The sequence below is a fragment of the Serratia sp. FDAARGOS_506 genome (genome assembly GCF_003812745.1).
In the GTDB taxonomy this organism is placed as follows: domain Bacteria; phylum Pseudomonadota; class Gammaproteobacteria; order Enterobacterales; family Enterobacteriaceae; genus Serratia.
The window spans coordinates 4,404,664-4,423,134 of record NZ_CP033831.1 but is presented as its reverse complement, the minus strand read 5'-3'; the positions used below and the strand labels follow the sequence as shown (position 1 = coordinate 4,423,134).

Genomic DNA, 18,471 nt, shown 5'->3' with positions numbered 1-18,471 from the left:
GGATGACGTGAATTGAAAGGATTTCTTTCGCTCAAAGTCGGGAAAGCTCCTCGATCACCGCTTTTTTTGGGTTCTTCGGGTCGTACTTTATCGCGGTGAAATGGCCTGGCTGATAACGCGGCAGCTCCACGACGCTGATCGGGCCTTTCGCTACGGCCGTATGGTTTTTTCCGTCTTGGTCGATGTATTTGACTTCGACTTCGCAGACCGGTCGGTTTCCGTCCCACAGATTGGTCTGGCGAATGCTGATGATTTGCCCGGAGGCAGAAACGCCGTTCTCCATCATGCTGAGAGAGGAACCGATATGTTTGAAATAGCGCCAGAGATCGACCGTGATGAATTTGAAGAAACCCACGAGGCTGAGGATGGGAGCTAATAAAATCAAACCGATCACGGTGAAAATATTTTTGGCCTTCGACATGGGCGTCTCTTTATAAAAGATCGCCAGCGCCTGAGTCAGAATGTCGGGAACGGTCTTCTCCCGATAGATGCGAAAATCGCGGTTTTGCGTCAGGTACCCTAGCGCTGGGCACAACCGTGCGGTTTGCCTCACCGAAAAGCCTTCTAAACAACAGCCGTTAGGCGGACAAAGGGGGCAAGGAAATGATAAGGCGAACCATAGTATTTGCTGGTTTAGGCATAGCTACCGCACGAGAATTGACGCACGATCCCGATGGCGTATCTGTCACGAATAGAGACAGGAACTGACGAAAGATTTAACAAAGTTTACACAAAGGCACGATTTGTGCAGTCTACAATAGAGCTCTGCATTTGCAAAATAGCCTTGTGGATCAATGCTCAATTCGTTAACTTGCTCACGATCTTGCTTTTTATTATCTAAAACATATAGATGCGAGCAGATCGTTTTTTATCTCAAATTATTGGGAAAATGGTAATACCAAAAAATAAATGTGTAACACTTAAGTCAACTTGCTTATAAAACAACTCTTTTTTTACGTAAAAAAAGTCACTGATTGTTTTTTATCCTTACCATTTTCTTGTTAAAGATGATCAAATATATAAATTTGCCGAATGTTAATTCGGATGATTCCTATTTGGCGGGCGTCACTGAGCTCACCGGCGGGCCCTTGGGATGTGAGTTTGAACGGTTAAAAATACAGCGAGTGTGGGCGTTAACATGGGGAAGGGGTGAAGGAGAGTTGCTCTATCAGCTCACAGAGCCAGATTAATGCCGGATCGCGTTGCACCTGCCGGCCGGCGATCAGCTCAATGGGGAAAGGGGCGATGGCCAATTCGTTTGGCAGCGGGAGAAAGCGTACGCGTTGCGGATCGGAAAAATGCCGGGCCACGCTGGCAGCCAGGGTGGCGATCAGATCGCTGTCGGCGATTACGGCCGGTAGCGCGACAATATGTGAAAAGGTCACGGCGACGCGCCGCTGACCGCCGATTTCCGCCAGGCGTCGGTCGACCAATCCCCTGGCGGAGCCGTCGTCTGCCGGTGCGTACAACGCATGCGGCAGGCTGAGATAGCGCGCCAGATCCCAGCGGCCATCCGCCAGTTGCGGATGTGAACGGCTGGCGATGCACACCAGGTGTTCTTCAAACAGCGTGCGCACATAGTGGCTTTCCGTACCGGAAAGATGGCCACCCAGCGCAATGTCCACCTCGCCGCGATCCAACTGCCGGTAAATATTGTGGCGATCCAGGCGCGAAACGCGAATATCGATGCCGGGCGCTGTCTGACGTAATCGGCTGATGATGGCGGGCAGCAGCACGATATCGGCATAGTCGCCGGCCGCCAGCGTAAAGCGCCGTTGCTCGGCGGTGGCCGGATCGAAGCGGGCAGGGGGCGCCAACGCGAGATGAATCTGTTCAAGCACCTGCTGAATCTGCGGCATAAGCTGGTGGGCGCGCGGCGTGGGTGCCATGCCGCCGCCGCTGCGAACAAACAGCGGATCGTTCAGCAGCGTGCGCAGCCGCGCCAAGGCATTGCTGACGGAGGGCTGGGCGCGGTTGAGACGCCGGCCTGCGGCGGTCACGTTGCGCGTGTGGTACAACGCTTCGAACACCACCAGCAAGTTGAGATCGACGTTGGCTAAATTCATTTTATGAATACTCTATATACAGATAATCCATTTCCAGAATCATACTGCGTTCTTTAGGCTGGTAGCACACGAATTTAGCCTTCAATCAGGGGAAATGATGAACAAAGTATTGATCACCGGCATTGAGCCGTTCGATGGTGATGCGGTGAATCCTTCCTGGCAGGTAGTGCAGACGTTGGCCGGTGAACAGATAGCCGGTGCGGAAATCGCGGTGCTTGAGCTGCCCTGCGTATTGGGCGTGGCCAATACGCGGTTGATCGCAGCGATTGAGGCATTGCAGCCGCTGGCGGTAATTTGTCTGGGGCTAGCCGGGGGCCGGGCCGAGATATCGCTGGAAAGGGTAGCCATCAATCTGATCGATGCCCGCATTCCCGATAATGCGGGGCAACAGCCGATCGACGTACCGGTGGTCGCCGGTGGGCCGGTGGGATATTTCAGCACGCTGCCCGTTAAGGCCGCAGTGCAGCAGCTCCGCCGGCAGGGGATCCCGGCGGCGATCTCTTATACGGCAGGCACTTATAACTGCAACCATATTTTTTACGGTCTGCGGCACTATCTGGAGATGCAGCACGCGGGGATCAGGGGCGGGTTCGTGCATATTCCCTACAGCCACGAACTGGCGGCTGCGCATCCGGGCAAGCCGAGTATGGCATTGGCGACGATGGCAGAAGCAGTGCGCACTATTGTGCAGGTGACGCTGACGGTAGAAGAGGATGCGCGATTCGGTGACGGCGCCGTGCATTAAAAGCAGGGCGTGGTGCACCACGCCCTGTTATCGGTTATTGCTCGGCGACGCGGATCACCAGCTTGCCGAAGTTTTTGCCCTGCAGCAGACCGATAAATGCCTGCGGGGCTTGTTCCAGCCCGTCGACGATGTCTTCGCGGAACTTGATTTTCCCCTGCTCGACCCAGCTGCTCATCTGTTGCAGGAACTCATCAAAGCGTGAGCCGTAGTCGTCGAAGATGATAAAGCCCTGCATACGGATGCGTTTACGCAGGATCAGCCCTTCCAGCAGCGGCAAGCGGTCCGGCCCGGCAGGTAATCCGGTGGCATTGTAATGGGCTATGATGCCGCAGACTGGAATGCGCGCTTTGGCGTTCAACAGTGGCAACACGGCGTCGAACACCGCACCGCCGACGTTTTCATAATAGATGTCGATGCCCTGCGGGCAGGCGGCAGCCAACTGGTCGGCAAAGTCCGGGGCGCGGTGATCGATGCAGGCGTCGAATCCCAACTCTTCCACCACATAGCGGCATTTTTCCGCCCCGCCGGCAACGCCGACGACGCGGCAACCTTTCAGCTTCCCGATTTGGCCGACCACCGAACCGACCGCACCGCTGGCTGCGGCTACCACCAGCGTTTCACCCGCCTGCGGTTGGCCGATATCGAGCAATCCCATGTAAGCGGTAAACCCCGGCATGCCCAGAACGCCCAGCAGGCGGGAAGGATGCGACAGGTGCGGGCCGAGGTTGCGCAGGCCGTTGCCATCGGACAGGGCGTAATCCTGCCAGCCGTCATAGCCCAACACCCAATCGCCGACGCTGAAATCGGGATGTTGTGAGGCCTCAACGCGCGATACCGTACCGCCCACCATGACCTGACCGATCTCGACCGGCGGTGCATAGGAAGGGGCATCGCTCATGCGTCCGCGCATATAAGGATCCAACGACAGATAAACGGTGCGCAGCAACAGCTGCCCCGCGCCGGGCTGCGGCACGGGGACGGTATCGAGACGGAAGTTCGCCGCCGTCGGTTCGCCGTGCGGGCGCGAGGCCAGCAGGAAGCGACGGTTCTGTTGAGAAGGGGACATCGAAAGCTCCTTTGCATTGCGACAAACAAGGTTCGTTAAGCCTAGTTCAAGGGCGGCAGGGCAACGTTACCGAATGTGCTTAGCGTTAGAGCGGGACGATCAGCACGTCGATATGGCTGATATTGATGAAGCGTGCGGCGGAACAGGAGACCTTGTTCATCATGCCGTCGCGGTGATTGCCACAGAGCAGCAGGTCGAACGGCCTGTTGCGGCTGGCGTACTCCAGGCTGTCACCCAGTTCGCCGTGCACGATCAGCGTATCGGCAATCGGATAACCGGCGCGTTGGCGCAGCTCCTCCATAAACAGCCGCGTTTCCTCCTCCATCAGTGCGCGTAAGTCGCCCAGCATCGGCCCGGCGAAATTGTTGTACATTTCCGGGTTGGCAAGGGTGCTTAATAGAGTAATGCTGCCGCTGTAGGGGCGAACGATGGAGACGGCCTTTTCCACCAGGCGATGGCTGTCAGGCGCGACGGCGACGGTGACCAGAACGTTTTGATACCCCATATTCCACTCCTTGTCGTATCCGTCGTTTTTCAGGCGGCCGTGTCGGTGGCCTTAGAGAAAATGCTGCGCTCGGATAAAGGGTAGAGCCTGGCTGGCGTAATAAATGTGTTTCGCATCACGTGCGGCAATAAAAGCTGAGTTTGGCCGGTTATATAGCAATAAAAGATAAAACCGTTGCCGCACGTAATTTCGCTGAATTAAAGCACCTGCGCCCACAGCGTTTTCGGTACCTTGCCCAGATCGAACAATTTACCGGCAACCAGCTCGGCGCGACGGTGGTCGGCGGCGCGGTACATGTTGCTCATTTCTGTATCATTTTCAATGGAGTAGTTCAGTTTGTCGTACACCTTTTCCAGGCTGTCCAAAGAGGAGCATTTACGGAATGTCAGCAGATATTCGAGCGTATCGGTCATGATTAAAATATAGCCTGTTAATAGTTGAAGCCGGGTGAATAACACATCAGCGGCTCACGGCAACGCCGCCGAGGCAGTGATGTACGACCTGACAAAAATCATTTCAAGTAGATAAATTGCACTGGGTAATAATGAGGCGTCGCCTGTGGCGGCGCTTTGATAAATCATAATATGCAAGTGTGCCATCAGCAATCTCATCCTGCTGATAAATGAAGAAATAGGGAAAGTCTCAGGGCTGGCTGACGGCAGAAGCACCGCTGTTCCTGCTACGCGCAAGTGCGCGATGCCGCTTTTGCGGCGTTTTTTTCATCTGTCCAAAGAGGCGCAACGGCGTTACGCGGTGTTTTTCATCGCCGCTTGCATTGGTGCTCGGTCTCTCCGATCCAAAGATCAGGGAGGGTAAAACAAAACTGCGTTTTATTTTATGGCAATGAAGGGGCGGGAACGGGGGGACATTAATAATCTATTCACCTGCGGAATAATTATAACGGCGACAGAAAAGAAATAAAAAAGCATTAAAGTTTTAGAGTGCGCGGTCGATATACCGTTTTGGGGGTGATTTAACGCAAAAAGACCATTCTTTCGCCGTGCTGATACGGAAACATATCGTTACGTCTGTTTGCTTGTTCACTACGTCAACGAATCATTGATAAGCCCTTATCACCTGATGTTGAAAATTAGAACAGCCTCAAGCGAGGGGATTAAGTCAAATCTGATAGCTAATAACCTTATAGTTTACGCTGGTTATTTTTCAGCTTGGATATTTTTTAGTAGCTTAACTGGTTATTTATGCTGAGTTTGTTGGCTATATGCAGATTTTTGTTCTGTTATTTTGGTTTGGTGATGCTTTTGTTCGAATTGATCTAAAAAAGATAATTTTTTGGCTTATAAACATTGTTTTTAAGACGTTTTTTTACCTATGTCTATTTTTTGACCAAAATGGCGGTCAAAAAATGTGCGCATTTGGGGGTATTTGGTTTAAATATTTTTAATTTTTGTGATCTATGTCACATTGTATTTAAAATTGCCTCTCACTTACATTGTGTGTGCTAATGGTTCGGGGGTAGAGTTGCGCTGCTTTAGGAATAATCTTATTAAATTTGTAAAAATAGTTTCATGGTGACTAAACACTATCGAAGCAGAATGCTGTACATCCATACACGTTGGTTTACGCTCGTAGCAAATACTGAACAGTGGTCGAATTTAGCGATTGGCGAAAATTATAGCAGTCGTTTTTGAGAGATTAATTTGCCAACTTTGGGAAACAACCCAAGTCACGGGCGATAAAATTTATCACCCAGCGTATGTTTTTAAACATAGTCTGTCGGGATGGGGAATATGGGTACGTCTGAATTACTTAAGCATATTTATGACATCAATTTGTCATATTTACTTTTAGCACAGCGTTTGATCAACGATGAAAAAGCGTCCGCAATGTTCCGCCTTGGTATCGATGAAACCATGGCCGACGCGTTGGCGCAGCTGACTTTGCCGCAAATGGTTAAACTGGCCGAGACCAACCAGCTGGTTTGCCACTTCCGCTTTAACGATCACCAGACCATCGAACGCCTGACCAAAGAGTCGCGCGTCGACGATCTGCAACAAATCCATACCGGCATTTTGCTATCAAGCCATTTACTGCAAGAGCTATCGACTAAAGACGCTAGCCCGACGAAGAAAAGAGCCTGATGATGGTTGAAAAAAGTATTGTTCAAGAAGCCAAGGACATTCAGCTCGCCATGGAGCTGATTTCACTGGGAGCCCGTTTGCAGATGCTGGAGAGCGAAACCCAGCTCAGCCGCGGGCGCTTGATTAAACTTTATAAGGAGTTGCGCGGTAGCCCGCCGCCAAAAGGGATGCTGCCGTTCTCAACCGACTGGTTTATGACTTGGGAACAGAATATTCACTCCTCGATGTTTTACAACGCCTACCTGTTTCTGATGAAAAGCGGGCAGTGCAGCGGTGTGGAAGCGGTGATTAAAGCCTATCGCCTCTACCTGGAGCAGTGCCCTCAGCAGGCCGGCGATGCGCCGCTGCTGGCGCTGACCCGCGCCTGGACGCTGGTGCGTTTCGTCGACAGCGGCATGCTGCAGCTTTCCGCCTGCAGCTGCTGCGGCGGCGCATTTATCACCCACGCGCACCAGCCGCTGAACGGTTTCATCTGCAGTTTATGCCAACCCCCATCCCGCGCCGTAAAAAGACGTAAACTTTCGCCGCAACTGGCCGATATTATTCCTCAACTGCTGGACGAGCAGGTCAAACGCGCCATTTGAGCCGCCACATTGCCGGCTCTCGGCAATGAATACCGACGTGTGATACGCAGGGGCGGCATGCCGCCCCCAGACACGCAGCCTGGTCTGTTGCGCCAGGGCGCGTTTGCCCCACCTTCCATCCACATTGTTAATTTAAGGAATGCGTGTGCTAGTTATTTTGGGTTATCTCGTGGTATTGGGTGCGGTGTTTGGCGGCTACCTGATCGTGGGCGGTCATCTCGGGGCGTTATATCAACCGGCGGAGTTTCTGATTATCGGCGGAGCGGGGGTCGGCGCTTTCATCGTCGGCAACAACGGCAAGGCGATCAAGGCTACGTTGCGCGCGCTGCCGCGGCTGATGCGCCGTTCCAAATACAACAAAGATCTGTACATGGATCTGATGGCGCTGTTGTTCCGCCTGCTGGCCAAATCGCGTCAGCAAGGCATGCTGTCGCTCGAGTTCGACATCGATAATCCGCAAGAAAGTGAAATTTTCTCTAATTATCCGCGCATCCTTGCCGATAACACCCTGGTGGAGTTCATTACCGATTATTTACGGCTGATGGTGAGCGGCAATATGAATGCGTTCGAGATCGAAGCGCTGATGGACGAAGAGATCGAAACCTACGAGCAGGAAAGTGAAGTGCCCGCCGGCAGCCTGGCGATGGTGGGCGACTCCTTACCTGCGTTCGGCATCGTCGCGGCGGTGATGGGAGTGGTGCACGCCCTGGCTTCGGCAGACCGGCCGGCCGCGGAACTGGGGGCGCTGATCGCTAACGCCATGGTCGGTACTTTCCTCGGCATTTTGCTGGCCTACGGTTTCATCTCGCCGCTGGCCACGTTGCTGCGCCAAAAAAGCGCCGAAAACGTCAAGATGATGCAGTGCATCAAGGTTACGCTGCTGTCGAGCCTGAACGGCTACGCGCCGCAGATCGCGGTCGAGTTCGGCCGTAAAACGCTGTATACCACCGAACGTCCTTCTTTCGTTGAGCTGGAAGAACACGTGCGCCGCGTGAAAGCGCCGGCGCAGCAGGCGACGGAAGAAGAAGAAGCATGAAACAGAATCACCCGGTCGTTCTGGTCAGAAAGCGCAAGTCGCATCATGCCGCCCATCACGGCGGCTCCTGGAAGATCGCTTATGCCGATTTTATGACGGCGATGATGGCGTTCTTCCTGGTGATGTGGCTGCTGGCGATCGCCAGCCCGCAGGAGCTGACGCAAATCGCCGAATATTTCCGCACGCCGCTCAAGGTCGCCCTGACCAGCGGCGACAAGAGCAGTTCCGAAAGCAGCCCAATTCCGGGGGGCGGTGACGATCCTACGCAGCAGCACGGCCTGGTGAGAAAACAGGTCGATTCGCCGGACAAACGCGCCGAAGAGCTGCGCCTGAATAAGCTGCGCGAAAAGCTTGATGAGTTGATTGAGTCCGATCCGCGCCTGAAGGCGCTGCGTCCGCACCTGTTGATCAACATGATGGACGAAGGGCTGCGCATCCAGATTATCGATAGTCAGAACCGGCCGATGTTCAAAACCGGCAGCGCGCAGGTCGAAAGCTATATGCGCGATATTCTGCGGGCGATAGCGCCGATCCTCAACGACTTGCCGAACAAGATCAGCCTGTCCGGCCACACCGATGATATCCCTTATGCCACCGGCGAGCGCGGCTACAGCAACTGGGAATTGTCGGCCGATCGCGCTAACGCCTCTCGGCGCGAGCTGATCGCCGGCGGCCTGGCGGAAGGCAAGGTGCTGCGGGTGGTGGGCATGGCGGCGACCATGAGCCTGAAGCAGCACGGCGCCGATGACGCGATTAACCGTCGCATCACCGTGCTGGTGCTGAATAAGGAAACGCAAGAAGGCATCGAACACGAAAATGCCGAAAGCAACGCGATGGATATTGCCCAGCCGGACAGCTTGAAGCAACTGGCTCCGTCGGCGACTGCGCCGGCCAGCCAAACGCCGGAATCCCAATCGGCAACGCCGACTGAGCCAACGCCGTTGCCGGCAACGGACTCCGTCGGTCAATCGCAGGCATCCCCGGCGATAGCCACGGCCGGCCAAACGCCGGAACAACCGGCGGCCGCCCCCGCACCGACTAACCGCGACTCACAGCCAGAGGTGACCCCGTGAGCATGGACATTAGCGATTTTTATCAGACCTTCTTTGATGAGGCGGACGAGTTGCTGGCCGACATGGAGCAACACCTGCTGGAGCTGGATCCGTTGGCTCCCGATATCGAGCCGTTGAACGCCATCTTCCGCGCGGCGCACTCGATCAAGGGCGGCGCGGCGACCTTTGGCTTTTCGGTGCTGCAGGAAACCACCCACCTGCTGGAGAACCTGCTGGACGGTGCAAGACGCCAGGAAATGAGCCTGAGCACCGAGATTATCAACCTGTTTCTGGAAACCAAAGACATTATGCAGGAGCAACTGGACGCCTATAAAACCTCGCAACAGCCTGACGCCGAAAGCTTCGAATACATTTGCCAGGCGCTGCGCCAGCTGGCGTTGGAAGCACAACAGCAGCAGGAGGCGCCTGCGGCTCAACCTGCCGTTCAGCAGCCTGTCGTGAAGCCGGCGGCTGCGCCGGCGGCGATCGAAGGCGGCATGCGCATCAGCCTGAACGGGCTGAAAGCCAGTGAAATCCCCTTGATGTTGGAAGAGCTGGGCAACCTCGGCGAGGTTAAAGACCCTCATCAGACAGAACACAGTCTGGACGTGACGTTGCTCACCTCTGCCAGCGAAGACGACATCAGCGCGGTGCTGTGCTTCGTGCTGGAACCGGAACAAATCAGCTTCTCGACGCCGACGCAGAGCGAACCGGCTATCGCAGAAGCGAGTTTACCGGAAGCGGTCGCCGTGCCGGAGTCTGCGCCTGCGCCGGTCGCGAACGCCGCGCCGCAGGCCGCCAAACCGGCCGCCGCACCGGCGGAAGCGCCGAAAGCGCGCGCCAAGGCGAGCGAGTCCACCAGCATTCGCGTGGCGGTGGAAAAGGTGGATCAGCTGATCAACCTGGTGGGCGAGTTGGTGATCACTCAGTCGATGCTGGCGCAACGCTCCGGCACGCTCGATCCGGTGAACCATGGCGACCTGCTGAACAGCATGAGCCAGCTGGAGCGTAACGCGCGCGATCTTCAAGAGTCGGTAATGTCGATCCGCATGATGCCGATGGAATACGTCTTCAGCCGCTATCCGCGTCTGGTGCGCGATCTGGCCGGCAAGCTGAACAAGCAGGTGGAGCTGACGCTGCAGGGCAGTTCCACCGAACTGGACAAGAGCCTGATCGAACGCATTATCGATCCATTGACGCACCTGGTGCGCAACAGCCTCGATCACGGTATCGAAGAGCCGGCCACTCGCATCGCCGCCGGCAAGTCGGCGGTGGGCAATCTGGTGCTGTCGGCCGAACACCAGGGCGGCAACATCTGTATTGAGGTCATCGACGACGGCGCCGGCCTGAACCGTGAAAAAATTCTCGCCAAGGCCGCTTCACAGGGGTTGGCGGTCAGCGACAGCATGAGCGACGAAGAGGTTGGCATGCTGATCTTTGCACCGGGCTTCTCCACCGCTGAGCAGGTGACCGACGTTTCCGGCCGCGGCGTTGGCATGGACGTGGTGAAACGGAATATTCAGGAGATGGGCGGCCACGTCGAGATCCGTTCGCAGGCCGGTAAAGGCACCACCATCCGCATCCTGCTGCCACTGACCCTGGCGATCCTCGATGGCATGTCGGTCAAGGTGAACGACGAAGTCTTTATCCTGCCGCTGAATGCGGTGATGGAGTCGCTGCAGCCGCAGGCAGAAGATCTGCATCCGCTGGCCGGGGGCGAGCGCGTGCTGCAGGTGCGCGGCGAATACCTGCCGTTGGTGGAGCTGTATCGGGTATTCGAAGTGGAAGGTGCCAAAACCGACGCTACGCAGGGCATCGTAGTTATCCTGCAAAGCGCCGGCCGCCGCTATGCGCTGCTGGTAGATCAGCTGATCGGCCAGCACCAGGTGGTGGTGAAGAATCTGGAAAGCAACTACCGCAAAGTGCCGGGCATCTCCGCCGCGACCATTTTGGGCGACGGCAGCGTGGCATTGATCGTCGATGTCTCGGCGTTGCAAACCTTGAACCGTGAAAAGCGTCTGACGGACGCCGCCGCATAATAATGAGTTTATTGATTTAAAAGGTGAATGATATGGCAGGATTGGCAGCCGTCAGCAAATTGGCTGGCGAAACGGTAGGGCAAGAGTTTCTGATTTTTACCTTGGGCAACGAGGAGTACGGCATCGATATCCTCAAGGTGCAGGAAATTCGCGGCTACGATCAGGTAACCCGTATCGCCAACACGCCGGCGTTCATCAAGGGCGTTACCAATCTGCGCGGCGTGATCGTCCCGATCATCGACCTGCGGGTGAAATTCTCGCAGCAGAGTGTTTCTTATGATGAAAACACCGTGGTGATCGTGCTGAACTTTGGCCAGCGCGTGGTGGGCATCGTGGTCGACGGCGTTTCCGACGTGCTTTCGCTGACCACTGAACAGATCCGCCCTGCGCCGGAGTTCGCGGTAACGCTGGCTACCGAATACCTCACCGGCCTCGGTTCGCTGGGCGAGCGCATGCTGATCCTGGTCGATATCGAAAAGCTGCTGAGCAGCGAAGAGATGTCGCTGGTCGACAGCGTGGCCAAGAGCGTCTGATTCCAGACCCGGGGGGCAGGGCGCTGCCCCCTTCACCCATCACTATTCCTGACCTGTCGTGGCGCCGCCATCTGCGTCCGTAACCCCCACTAAAAATAGTTACTTTCCCGCATAAAGTTTTGCCGCACGGCGCCGATAACTCTCTCATTCAACGTCATCAAAGCCTGTCTGCGCGGGCTTCAACAAGGGAAATCATGTTAAATCGTATGAAGGTGGTCACCAGCCTGTTGCTGGTGTTGGTGCTGTTTGGCGCCTTGCAGTTGATTTCGGGCGGACTCTTTTTCTCCTCGCTGAAAAGCGATAAGGAAAACTTTACCGTCCTGCAAACTATCCGCCAGCAGCAGCTGCAGCTGAGTGAAAGCCGCGTTGACCTGCTGCAGGCGCGCAACTCCCTGAACCGTGCCGGTATTCGCTACATGATGGATACCAATAAGATCGGCAGCGGCGCCACCATTGATGAACTGCTGGCCAAGGCGAAAGAAGAGCTGGCCGAGGCGGAAAGACACTACGCGGCGTACGAGAAAATTCCTCAGGATCCGCGTCAGGATCCCCAGTCGGCAGAGCGCGTTAAGCAGCAATACGACATTCTGTACGGCGCGCTGTCCGAGCTGATCCAACTGCTGGGCGAAGGCAAGATCAACGCCTTCTTCGATCAGCCTACGCAGAGCTACCAGGACAATTTTGAGCAGAGCTACAACGTTTATCTGGAACAAAACGGCAAGCTGTACCAAATTGCGGTCGACGGCAGCAACAGCTCTTACAACTCGGCCATTTGGACGCTGATCGTGATTCTGGTGGTGGTGCTGGCGGTGATCGTACTGGCCTGGACCGGTATCCATCACATTCTGGTGCGTCCGCTGAACCGTATGATCGACCACATCAAACAGATCGCCGCAGGTGACCTGACTCAGCAGATCGTCGTCACCAGCCGCAACGAAATGGGCGTGCTGGCGGCCAGCCTGAAACACATGCAAAGCGAACTGATTGAAACCGTCAGCGGCGTGCGTCAGGGGGCGGATGCCATCTACAGCGGCGCGTCTGAAATCGCCGCAGGCAACAACGATCTCTCGTCCCGCACCGAGCAGCAGGCCGCTTCGCTGGAAGAAACCGCCGCCAGCATGGAACAGCTGACCGCGACGGTGAAACAGAACGCCGAAAACGCCCGTCAGGCTTCACAACTGGCGCTGAGCGCCTCCGAAACCGCGCAGAAAGGCGGCAAGGTCGTGGCCAACGTGGTGCAGACCATGCACGACATCGCCGGCAGTTCGCAGAAGATCGCCGATATTACCGGCGTGATCGACGGCATCGCTTTCCAAACCAACATCCTGGCGTTGAACGCCGCGGTGGAAGCCGCGCGCGCCGGCGAACAGGGCCGCGGCTTCGCGGTGGTGGCGGGTGAAGTGCGCAACCTGGCGCAGCGCAGCGCTCAGGCGGCGAAAGAGATCAAAGGCCTCATCGAAGACTCGGTCAGCCGCGTCGACATGGGTTCCGTGCTGGTAGAAAGCGCCGGCGAAACCATGGGCGACATCGTCAACGCCGTCACCCGCGTGACCGACATCATGGGCGAAATCGCATCGGCCTCGGACGAACAGAGCCGCGGTATCGATCAGGTTGGCCAGGCGGTAGCGGAAATGGACCGCGTTACCCAGCAGAACGCCTCATTGGTGGAAGAGTCCGCCTCGGCGGCGGCGGCGCTGGAAGAACAAGCCAGCATGCTGACTCAGTCGGTAGCGGTATTCCGCCTGAGATCGGAAGGCCAGGAAGAGTTTAAGGCGCCTGTCACCAGTAAGGCGTCGGTAACACCGGTAATCAATCATAAGAAAATGAACGCCAGCGATCTGCAGGATAACTGGGAAACGTTCTGACCGGTATCGGGCCTCTCTCGTAGGGGCCCTTTTCCCTACGTAGGCCGGTCGCCGGCCGGCTGCAAGGAGGTTCACAGTGTTTAACCGAATCCGTATCTCTACCAGCTTGTTCCTGTTGTTGATGACCTTCTGCGTTCTGCAGTTGGTCAGCAGCGGCCTGTCGTATTCCGCGTTTCGCTCCGATAACCACAACCTCGACATCATCACTCTCGGCAGCCAGCAGCGCGATTCGCTCAGCCTGAGCTGGGTGTCGCTGTTGCAGGCCCGCAATACGCTGAACCGCGCCGGCACCCGCGCGGCGCTGAAACTGCCGCAGGAGCAGGTAAATGAATTGATGAGCAGCGCCCGCAGCTCGCTGCAGAAGGCCGATCTCTATTTCAATCAGTTCATGGCGGTTGAACGCAGCAGTGAACAGCAGAGCCAGCAGACGGCAACCACCAAGGCCAGCTACGAGCGGCTGCGCGGCGCGTTGCGCGAACTGATCGGCTTCCTCGAGAAAGGGGATCTGCAGGCGTTTATGGACCAGCCGACGCAGAAAACCCAGGACCTGTTCGAGGCCGATTTCGTGCAGTACCTGCAGTTGGTCAACGGCGACATTAACGAGGCCAGAGACGGCAACCAGTTCTCCTTCACGCTGGCGGGCCTGATGCTGGCGGGGGCGGTTTTGATGCTGATCGTGGTGACCGGCAGCGCCATGTGGTGGCTGCGCACCATGTTGGTGCAGCCGCTGAACCAAATCCGCAGCCACTTTGAACGCATCGCCGCCGGCGATTTGGCGACGCCGATTCAGGTGTATGGCCGCAATGAAATCAGCATGCTGTTCGCCAGCCTGCAACGCACGCAGCAGTCGCTGATCGGCACCGTCGGCGCCGTGCGCGACGGGGCGGAGTCGATTCTGATCGGCCTGCAGGAGATAGCCGAAGGCAATAACGATCTCTCTTCCCGCACCGAGCAGCAGGCCGCTTCGTTGGAAGAGACCGCCGCCAGCATGGAACAGCTGACCGCCACGGTGAAACAGAATGCCGACAATGCGCGGCAGGCCTCCCAACTGGCGCGCGACGCCTCGGCCACTGCGGCCAAAGGCGGCGAACTGGCCGGCGACGTGGTGAACACCATGCACGATATCGCCAACAGTTCGCAGAAGATCGGCGCCATCACCAGCGTGATTGACGGCATCGCTTTCCAGACCAACATTCTGGCGCTCAATGCGGCGGTGGAAGCGGCGCGCGCCGGTGAACAGGGGCGCGGTTTCGCCGTGGTCGCCGGCGAAGTGCGCAACCTGGCGAGCCGCAGCGCGCAGGCGGCGAAAGAGATCAAGGTGCTGATCGACGAATCGGTCAGCCGCGTCAAGCACGGCTCGGTGCTGGTGGAAAACTCCGGCGCCACCATGCAGGACATCGTGCGTTCGGTGACCCGCGTGACCGACATCATGGGCGAGATAGCATCGGCTTCGGATGAACAGAGCCGTGGTATCGAGCAGGTGACGCAGGCGGTGACTCAGATGGATCAGGTCACCCAGCAGAACGCCGCGCTGGTGGAAGAGTCCGCTTCTGCCGCCACCGCGCTGGAAGAGCAGGCCATTACCCTGGCCGACGCGGTCGCGGTATTCCGTCTGGCGGACGATAACTTCGTCGCGCCAGGTAACAGCAACAACGCAGTTTCCCCCGTGGTAAAGGAAGCCCAAGATTGTTAAACCGCATAAGCAGCACGTGTTTCCCCGGTGAGGTGGCATGAAACAGGCGCCGTCAACTTCTAACCGGGATACTGCGTCGATGTTGACGCAAATGGTGCAGCGCCTGCCGCTGTCGGACGTGCATTTTCGCCGCATCAGCCAGTTGATTTATCAACGCGCCGGCATTGTGCTGGCGGAGCATAAGCGCGAGATGGTTTACAACCGCCTGGTGCGCCGTTTGCGGCTATTGGGATTGCACGATTTCGGCGATTACCTGGCGCTGTTGGAAAGCGATCCGAACAGCGCGGAATGGCAGGCGTTTATCAACGCGCTGACCACCAACCTGACGGCATTCTTCCGTGAGGCGCATCACTTCCCGATCCTGGCGGAGCATGCGCGCTCGCGGCCGAACGGCTACAGCGTCTGGAGCACCGCGGCCTCGACCGGCGAAGAGCCGTATTCGATCGCCATCACGCTGAGCGATGCTCTGGGGCAACGTGCCGGCAGTTGCCAGGTCTGGGCCAGCGACATTGATACGCAGGTGCTGGAAAAAGCGGAAACGGGCGTTTACCGCCAGGAGGATCTGCGCACTCTGACACCGACCCAAATGCAGCGCTATTTTCTGCGTGGCACCGGGCCGCATCAGGGGCTGGTGCGCGTGCGGCCAGAGTTGGCGGCGCGGGTGAACTTTCAGCCGCTGAACCTGCTGGCGCCGGAGTGGGCGCTGCCGGGGCAATTCGACGCCATTTTTTGCCGCAACGTCATGATCTATTTCGATAAGGCGACGCAGGAGCGCATCCTGCGCCGCTTCGTTCCCTTGCTTAAGCCGGGGGGGCTGATGTTTGCCGGCCACTCCGAGAATTTCAGCCAGATCAGCCGGGATTTCTACTTGCGTGGGCAGACCGTGTATGGGCTGACCAAGGAGAGGTAATGAGTAAAATCAGAGTGTTATGCGTAGACGATTCGGCACTGATGCGTCAGCTGATGACGGAAATCGTGAACGGCCATGCCGACATGGAGATGGTGGCGACCGCGCCGGATCCGCTGGTGGCGCGCGATCTGATCAAAAAATTTAACCCTCAGGTGCTGACGCTGGACGTTGAGATGCCGCGCATGGACGGGCTGGACTTCCTCGAGAAGCTGATGCGCCTGCGGCCGATGCCGGTGGTGATGGTCTCTTCGCTGACCGGCAAAGGCTCGGAGATCACGCTGCGCGCGCTGGAACTGGGCGCGGTGGACTTCGTGACCAAACCGCAGCTCGGCATTCGCGAGGGCATGTTGGCCTACAGCGAGTTGATTGCCGAGAAGATCCGCACCGCCGCCAGAGCGCGCCTGCCGCAGCGTTCCAGCAGCCCGGCGCCGGCGATCCTAAGCCATGCGCCGCTGCTGAGCAGTGAAAAACTGATCGCCATCGGTGCTTCCACCGGCGGCACCGAAGCGATCCGCCAGGTGTTGCAGCCGCTGCCGGCTACCAGCCCGGCGCTGCTGATCACCCAGCATATGCCGCCGGGTTTCACCCGTTCGTTCGCCGAACGGCTGAACAAGCTGTGCCAGATCACGGTGAAAGAAGCGGAGGACGGCGAGCGCGTACTGCCGGGCCACGCCTACATCGCTCCGGGGGATCGCCACCTGGAATTGACGCGCAGCGGCGCCAACTATCAGGTGAAGCTGCATGACGGCCCGGCGGTCAACCGTCATCGTCCGTCGGTCGACGTGCTGTTCCGCTCGGTGGCGCAATACGCCGGCCGCAATGCGGTGGGGGTGATCCTCACCGGCATGGGCAACGACGGGGCGGCGGGGATGCTGGAGATGCACCGCGCCGGGGCGTATACCCTGGCGCAGAACGAGGCGAGTTGCGTAGTGTTCGGCATGCCGCGCGAGGCGATCGCCAGCGGCGGCGTGAGCGAAGTGGTCGAGCTGGACAGGATGAGCCAGCGCATGCTGGCGCAGATCGCCGGCGGCCAGGCATTGCGCATTTGATTTTAGTCCGCAGGGTCCACCCGGCGGCGATATGACCCAGGTTCGCCGCGCGGCGGCCTGCGGTTTTGCATCATTAAACGGTTAACTATTTCAGGAGTAACAATGGCAGACAAGAACCTCAGATTTCTGGTTGTGGACGATTTCTCCACCATGCGCCGCATTGTCAGAAACTTGCTCAAAGAGCTGGGCTTCAACAACGTTGAAGAAGCTGAAGACGGCGCGGATGCGCTGAACAAGCTGCGCGCCGGCGGTTTCGACTTCGTGGTGTCCGACTGGAACATGCCGAACATGGATGGGCTGGAGCTGTTGCAAACCATCCGCGCCGATAGCGCGCTGGCCGCGATGCCGGTACTGATGGTGACGGCGGAAGCCAAGAAAGAAAATATCATCGCGGCGGCGCAGGCCGGCGCCAGCGGTTATGTAGTGAAACCTTTTACGGCGGCGACGCTGGAAGAAAAGCTCAACAAGATTTTTGAAAAATTGGGCATGTAAGGAGAGGGCGATGAGAGACATTCCAATGCCTGCCAGCGATGCAGCGACCGCGGGAGAGATCATCTCCCGCATCGGCCAACTGACCCGAATGCTGCGCGACAGCATGCGCGAACTGGGGCTCGATCAGGCGATCGCCCAGGCGGCAGAGGCGATCCCGGATGCGCGCGACCGTCTTGACTATGTCGTAACCATGACGGCGCAGGCGGCGGAACGGGCGTTGAACTGCGTGGAGGCGGCGCAACCGCGCCAGGCGGAGCTGGAATCCGGCGCGAATGCGTTGAAAGGGCGCTGGGACGAGTGGTTCGCCAACCCCATCGAACTGGACGACGCGCGTTCTCTGGTTAACGACACGCGCCAGTATCTGGATCAGGTGCCGGGCCATACGGCCTTCACCAATGCCCAGCTGCTGGAGATCATGATGGCGCAAGATTTCCAGGACCTGACCGGTCAGGTAATCAAGCGCATGATGGACGTGGTGCAGGAGATTGAAAAGCAACTGCTGATGGTGTTGATGGAAAACATGCCGGAGCAGCCGGTGAAGGAGAAACGGCCGAACGACAGCCTGCTGAACGGTCCGCAGCTCGACCAGAACGGCGTCGGCGTGATCGCCAACCAGGCGCAGGTCGACGATCTGCTCGACAGCCTCGGCTTCTGAGGCTTTTCGGGGCGCGCGACGGCGCGCCCCGACAACATTCCGCGCAGTTTTCGTCTCATCCCCTAAATAACCCGCCTTT

18 protein-coding genes are annotated in these 18,471 nt (G+C 57.5%); 13 read left to right on the top strand and 5 right to left on the bottom strand.

Going from position 1 to position 18,471, the window contains the following annotated elements; all coding sequences use genetic code 11:
• Positions 1-31: 31 nt before the first annotated feature.
• Positions 32-553: a DUF3592 domain-containing protein gene (locus EGY12_RS21405; RefSeq protein WP_123895285.1), complete on the bottom strand. Its 522-nt coding sequence runs from the start codon at positions 551-553 to the stop codon at positions 32-34.
• A gap of 580 nt (positions 554-1,133) precedes the next feature.
• Positions 1,134-2,066 carry a LysR family transcriptional regulator gene (locus EGY12_RS21400; protein WP_123895284.1) on the bottom strand — a complete coding sequence of 311 codons (933 nt, stop codon included), beginning with the start codon at positions 2,064-2,066 and terminating at the stop codon, positions 1,134-1,136.
• A gap of 97 nt (positions 2,067-2,163) precedes the next feature.
• Between EGY12_RS21400 and pcp the strand changes: the two genes are divergently transcribed.
• The gene (gene pcp / locus EGY12_RS21395) at positions 2,164-2,811 is read left to right on the top strand and encodes a pyroglutamyl-peptidase I (RefSeq protein ID WP_123895283.1); all 648 of its coding nucleotides are present in this window, start codon (positions 2,164-2,166) and stop codon (positions 2,809-2,811) included.
• Between the two features lie 34 nt (positions 2,812-2,845).
• On the opposite strand, the gene EGY12_RS21390 is transcribed toward pcp, so the two are convergent.
• The 3 genes from EGY12_RS21390 to ydgT all read right to left on the bottom strand — a co-directional run bounded on the left by EGY12_RS21390 (position 2,846) and on the right by ydgT (position 4,795).
• A complete protein-coding gene (locus EGY12_RS21390; RefSeq protein WP_123895282.1) occupies positions 2,846-3,877 on the bottom strand; it encodes an NADP-dependent oxidoreductase in 1,032 nt (343 codons plus the stop codon).
• A gap of 85 nt (positions 3,878-3,962) precedes the next feature.
• A complete protein-coding gene (uspC, locus tag EGY12_RS21385) occupies positions 3,963-4,382 on the bottom strand; it encodes a universal stress protein UspC (RefSeq protein WP_049201221.1) in 420 nt (139 codons plus the stop codon).
• 197 nt (positions 4,383-4,579) lie between these two features.
• Positions 4,580-4,795, bottom strand: a complete 216-nt coding sequence (ydgT, locus tag EGY12_RS21380) for a transcription modulator YdgT (protein ID WP_004934895.1) — start codon at positions 4,793-4,795, stop codon at positions 4,580-4,582.
• 1,338 nt (positions 4,796-6,133) lie between these two features.
• Between ydgT and flhD the strand changes: the two genes are divergently transcribed.
• From flhD to cheZ, 12 genes are all read left to right on the top strand, one after another.
• Positions 6,134-6,484: a flagellar transcriptional regulator FlhD gene (gene flhD / locus EGY12_RS21370; RefSeq protein WP_049201218.1), complete on the top strand. Its 351-nt coding sequence runs from the start codon at positions 6,134-6,136 to the stop codon at positions 6,482-6,484.
• Positions 6,484-7,068: a flagellar transcriptional regulator FlhC gene (flhC, locus tag EGY12_RS21365; protein WP_019452971.1), complete on the top strand. Its 585-nt coding sequence runs from the start codon at positions 6,484-6,486 to the stop codon at positions 7,066-7,068. Before flhD ends, flhC begins: the two co-directional genes overlap by 1 nt.
• A gap of 145 nt (positions 7,069-7,213) precedes the next feature.
• On the top strand, positions 7,214-8,104 hold the full coding sequence (motA, locus tag EGY12_RS21360; RefSeq protein ID WP_015378266.1) for a flagellar motor stator protein MotA: 891 nt from the start codon (positions 7,214-7,216) through the stop codon (positions 8,102-8,104).
• Entirely contained in the window at positions 8,101-9,177 is a 1,077-nt protein-coding gene (gene motB, locus EGY12_RS21355; RefSeq protein WP_123895281.1) for a flagellar motor protein MotB, read from the top strand. Before motA ends, motB begins: the two co-directional genes overlap by 4 nt.
• A complete protein-coding gene (cheA, locus tag EGY12_RS21350; protein ID WP_123895280.1) occupies positions 9,174-11,195 on the top strand; it encodes a chemotaxis protein CheA in 2,022 nt (673 codons plus the stop codon). The genes motB and cheA overlap by 4 nt, the downstream gene beginning before the upstream one ends.
• 32 nt (positions 11,196-11,227) lie before the next feature.
• A complete protein-coding gene (gene cheW, locus EGY12_RS21345) occupies positions 11,228-11,728 on the top strand; it encodes a chemotaxis protein CheW (RefSeq protein WP_123895279.1) in 501 nt (166 codons plus the stop codon).
• A gap of 194 nt (positions 11,729-11,922) precedes the next feature.
• Positions 11,923-13,593 (top strand): methyl-accepting chemotaxis protein, encoded by a 1,671-nt coding sequence (locus tag EGY12_RS21340; protein ID WP_049200613.1) that lies wholly within the window; start codon positions 11,923-11,925, stop codon positions 13,591-13,593.
• Between the two features lie 76 nt (positions 13,594-13,669).
• Positions 13,670-15,286, top strand: coding sequence for a methyl-accepting chemotaxis protein (locus EGY12_RS21335; RefSeq protein ID WP_038882060.1), 1,617 nt, complete (start codon positions 13,670-13,672; stop codon positions 15,284-15,286).
• Positions 15,287-15,323: 37 nt separating this feature from the next.
• Complete coding sequence (gene cheR, locus EGY12_RS21330; RefSeq protein WP_038876818.1) at positions 15,324-16,196, top strand: protein-glutamate O-methyltransferase CheR; 873 nt, start codon at positions 15,324-15,326, stop codon at positions 16,194-16,196.
• Positions 16,196-17,245, top strand: a complete 1,050-nt coding sequence (locus EGY12_RS21325) for a chemotaxis response regulator protein-glutamate methylesterase (RefSeq protein ID WP_015378262.1) — start codon at positions 16,196-16,198, stop codon at positions 17,243-17,245. The genes cheR and EGY12_RS21325 overlap by 1 nt, the downstream gene beginning before the upstream one ends.
• Before the next feature lie 102 nt (positions 17,246-17,347).
• On the top strand, positions 17,348-17,737 hold the full coding sequence (gene cheY, locus EGY12_RS21320) for a chemotaxis response regulator CheY (protein ID WP_004934862.1): 390 nt from the start codon (positions 17,348-17,350) through the stop codon (positions 17,735-17,737).
• A gap of 10 nt (positions 17,738-17,747) precedes the next feature.
• On the top strand, positions 17,748-18,392 hold the full coding sequence (cheZ, locus tag EGY12_RS21315) for a protein phosphatase CheZ (protein ID WP_004934858.1): 645 nt from the start codon (positions 17,748-17,750) through the stop codon (positions 18,390-18,392).
• The last annotated feature ends 79 nt before the right edge of the window (positions 18,393-18,471 follow it).

Coding starts and splice junctions, on each gene's coding strand:
- EGY12_RS21400 (WP_123895284.1), bottom strand. CDS start 2,066: ATGAATTTAGCCAACGTCGATCTCAACTTGCTGGTGGTGTTCGAAGCG.
- pcp (WP_123895283.1), top strand. CDS start 2,164: ATGAACAAAGTATTGATCACCGGCATTGAGCCGTTCGATGGTGATGCG.
- EGY12_RS21390 (WP_123895282.1), bottom strand. CDS start 3,877: ATGTCCCCTTCTCAACAGAACCGTCGCTTCCTGCTGGCCTCGCGCCCG.
- uspC (WP_049201221.1), bottom strand. CDS start 4,382: ATGGGGTATCAAAACGTTCTGGTCACCGTCGCCGTCGCGCCTGACAGC.
- ydgT (WP_004934895.1), bottom strand. CDS start 4,795: ATGACCGATACGCTCGAATATCTGCTGACATTCCGTAAATGCTCCTCT.
- flhD (WP_049201218.1), top strand. CDS start 6,134: ATGGGTACGTCTGAATTACTTAAGCATATTTATGACATCAATTTGTCA.
- flhC (WP_019452971.1), top strand. CDS start 6,484: ATGATGGTTGAAAAAAGTATTGTTCAAGAAGCCAAGGACATTCAGCTC.
- motB (WP_123895281.1), top strand. CDS start 8,101: ATGAAACAGAATCACCCGGTCGTTCTGGTCAGAAAGCGCAAGTCGCAT.
- cheW (WP_123895279.1), top strand. CDS start 11,228: ATGGCAGGATTGGCAGCCGTCAGCAAATTGGCTGGCGAAACGGTAGGG.
- EGY12_RS21340 (WP_049200613.1), top strand. CDS start 11,923: ATGTTAAATCGTATGAAGGTGGTCACCAGCCTGTTGCTGGTGTTGGTG.
- cheR (WP_038876818.1), top strand. CDS start 15,324: ATGAAACAGGCGCCGTCAACTTCTAACCGGGATACTGCGTCGATGTTG.
- EGY12_RS21325 (WP_015378262.1), top strand. CDS start 16,196: ATGAGTAAAATCAGAGTGTTATGCGTAGACGATTCGGCACTGATGCGT.
- cheY (WP_004934862.1), top strand. CDS start 17,348: ATGGCAGACAAGAACCTCAGATTTCTGGTTGTGGACGATTTCTCCACC.
- cheZ (WP_004934858.1), top strand. CDS start 17,748: ATGAGAGACATTCCAATGCCTGCCAGCGATGCAGCGACCGCGGGAGAG.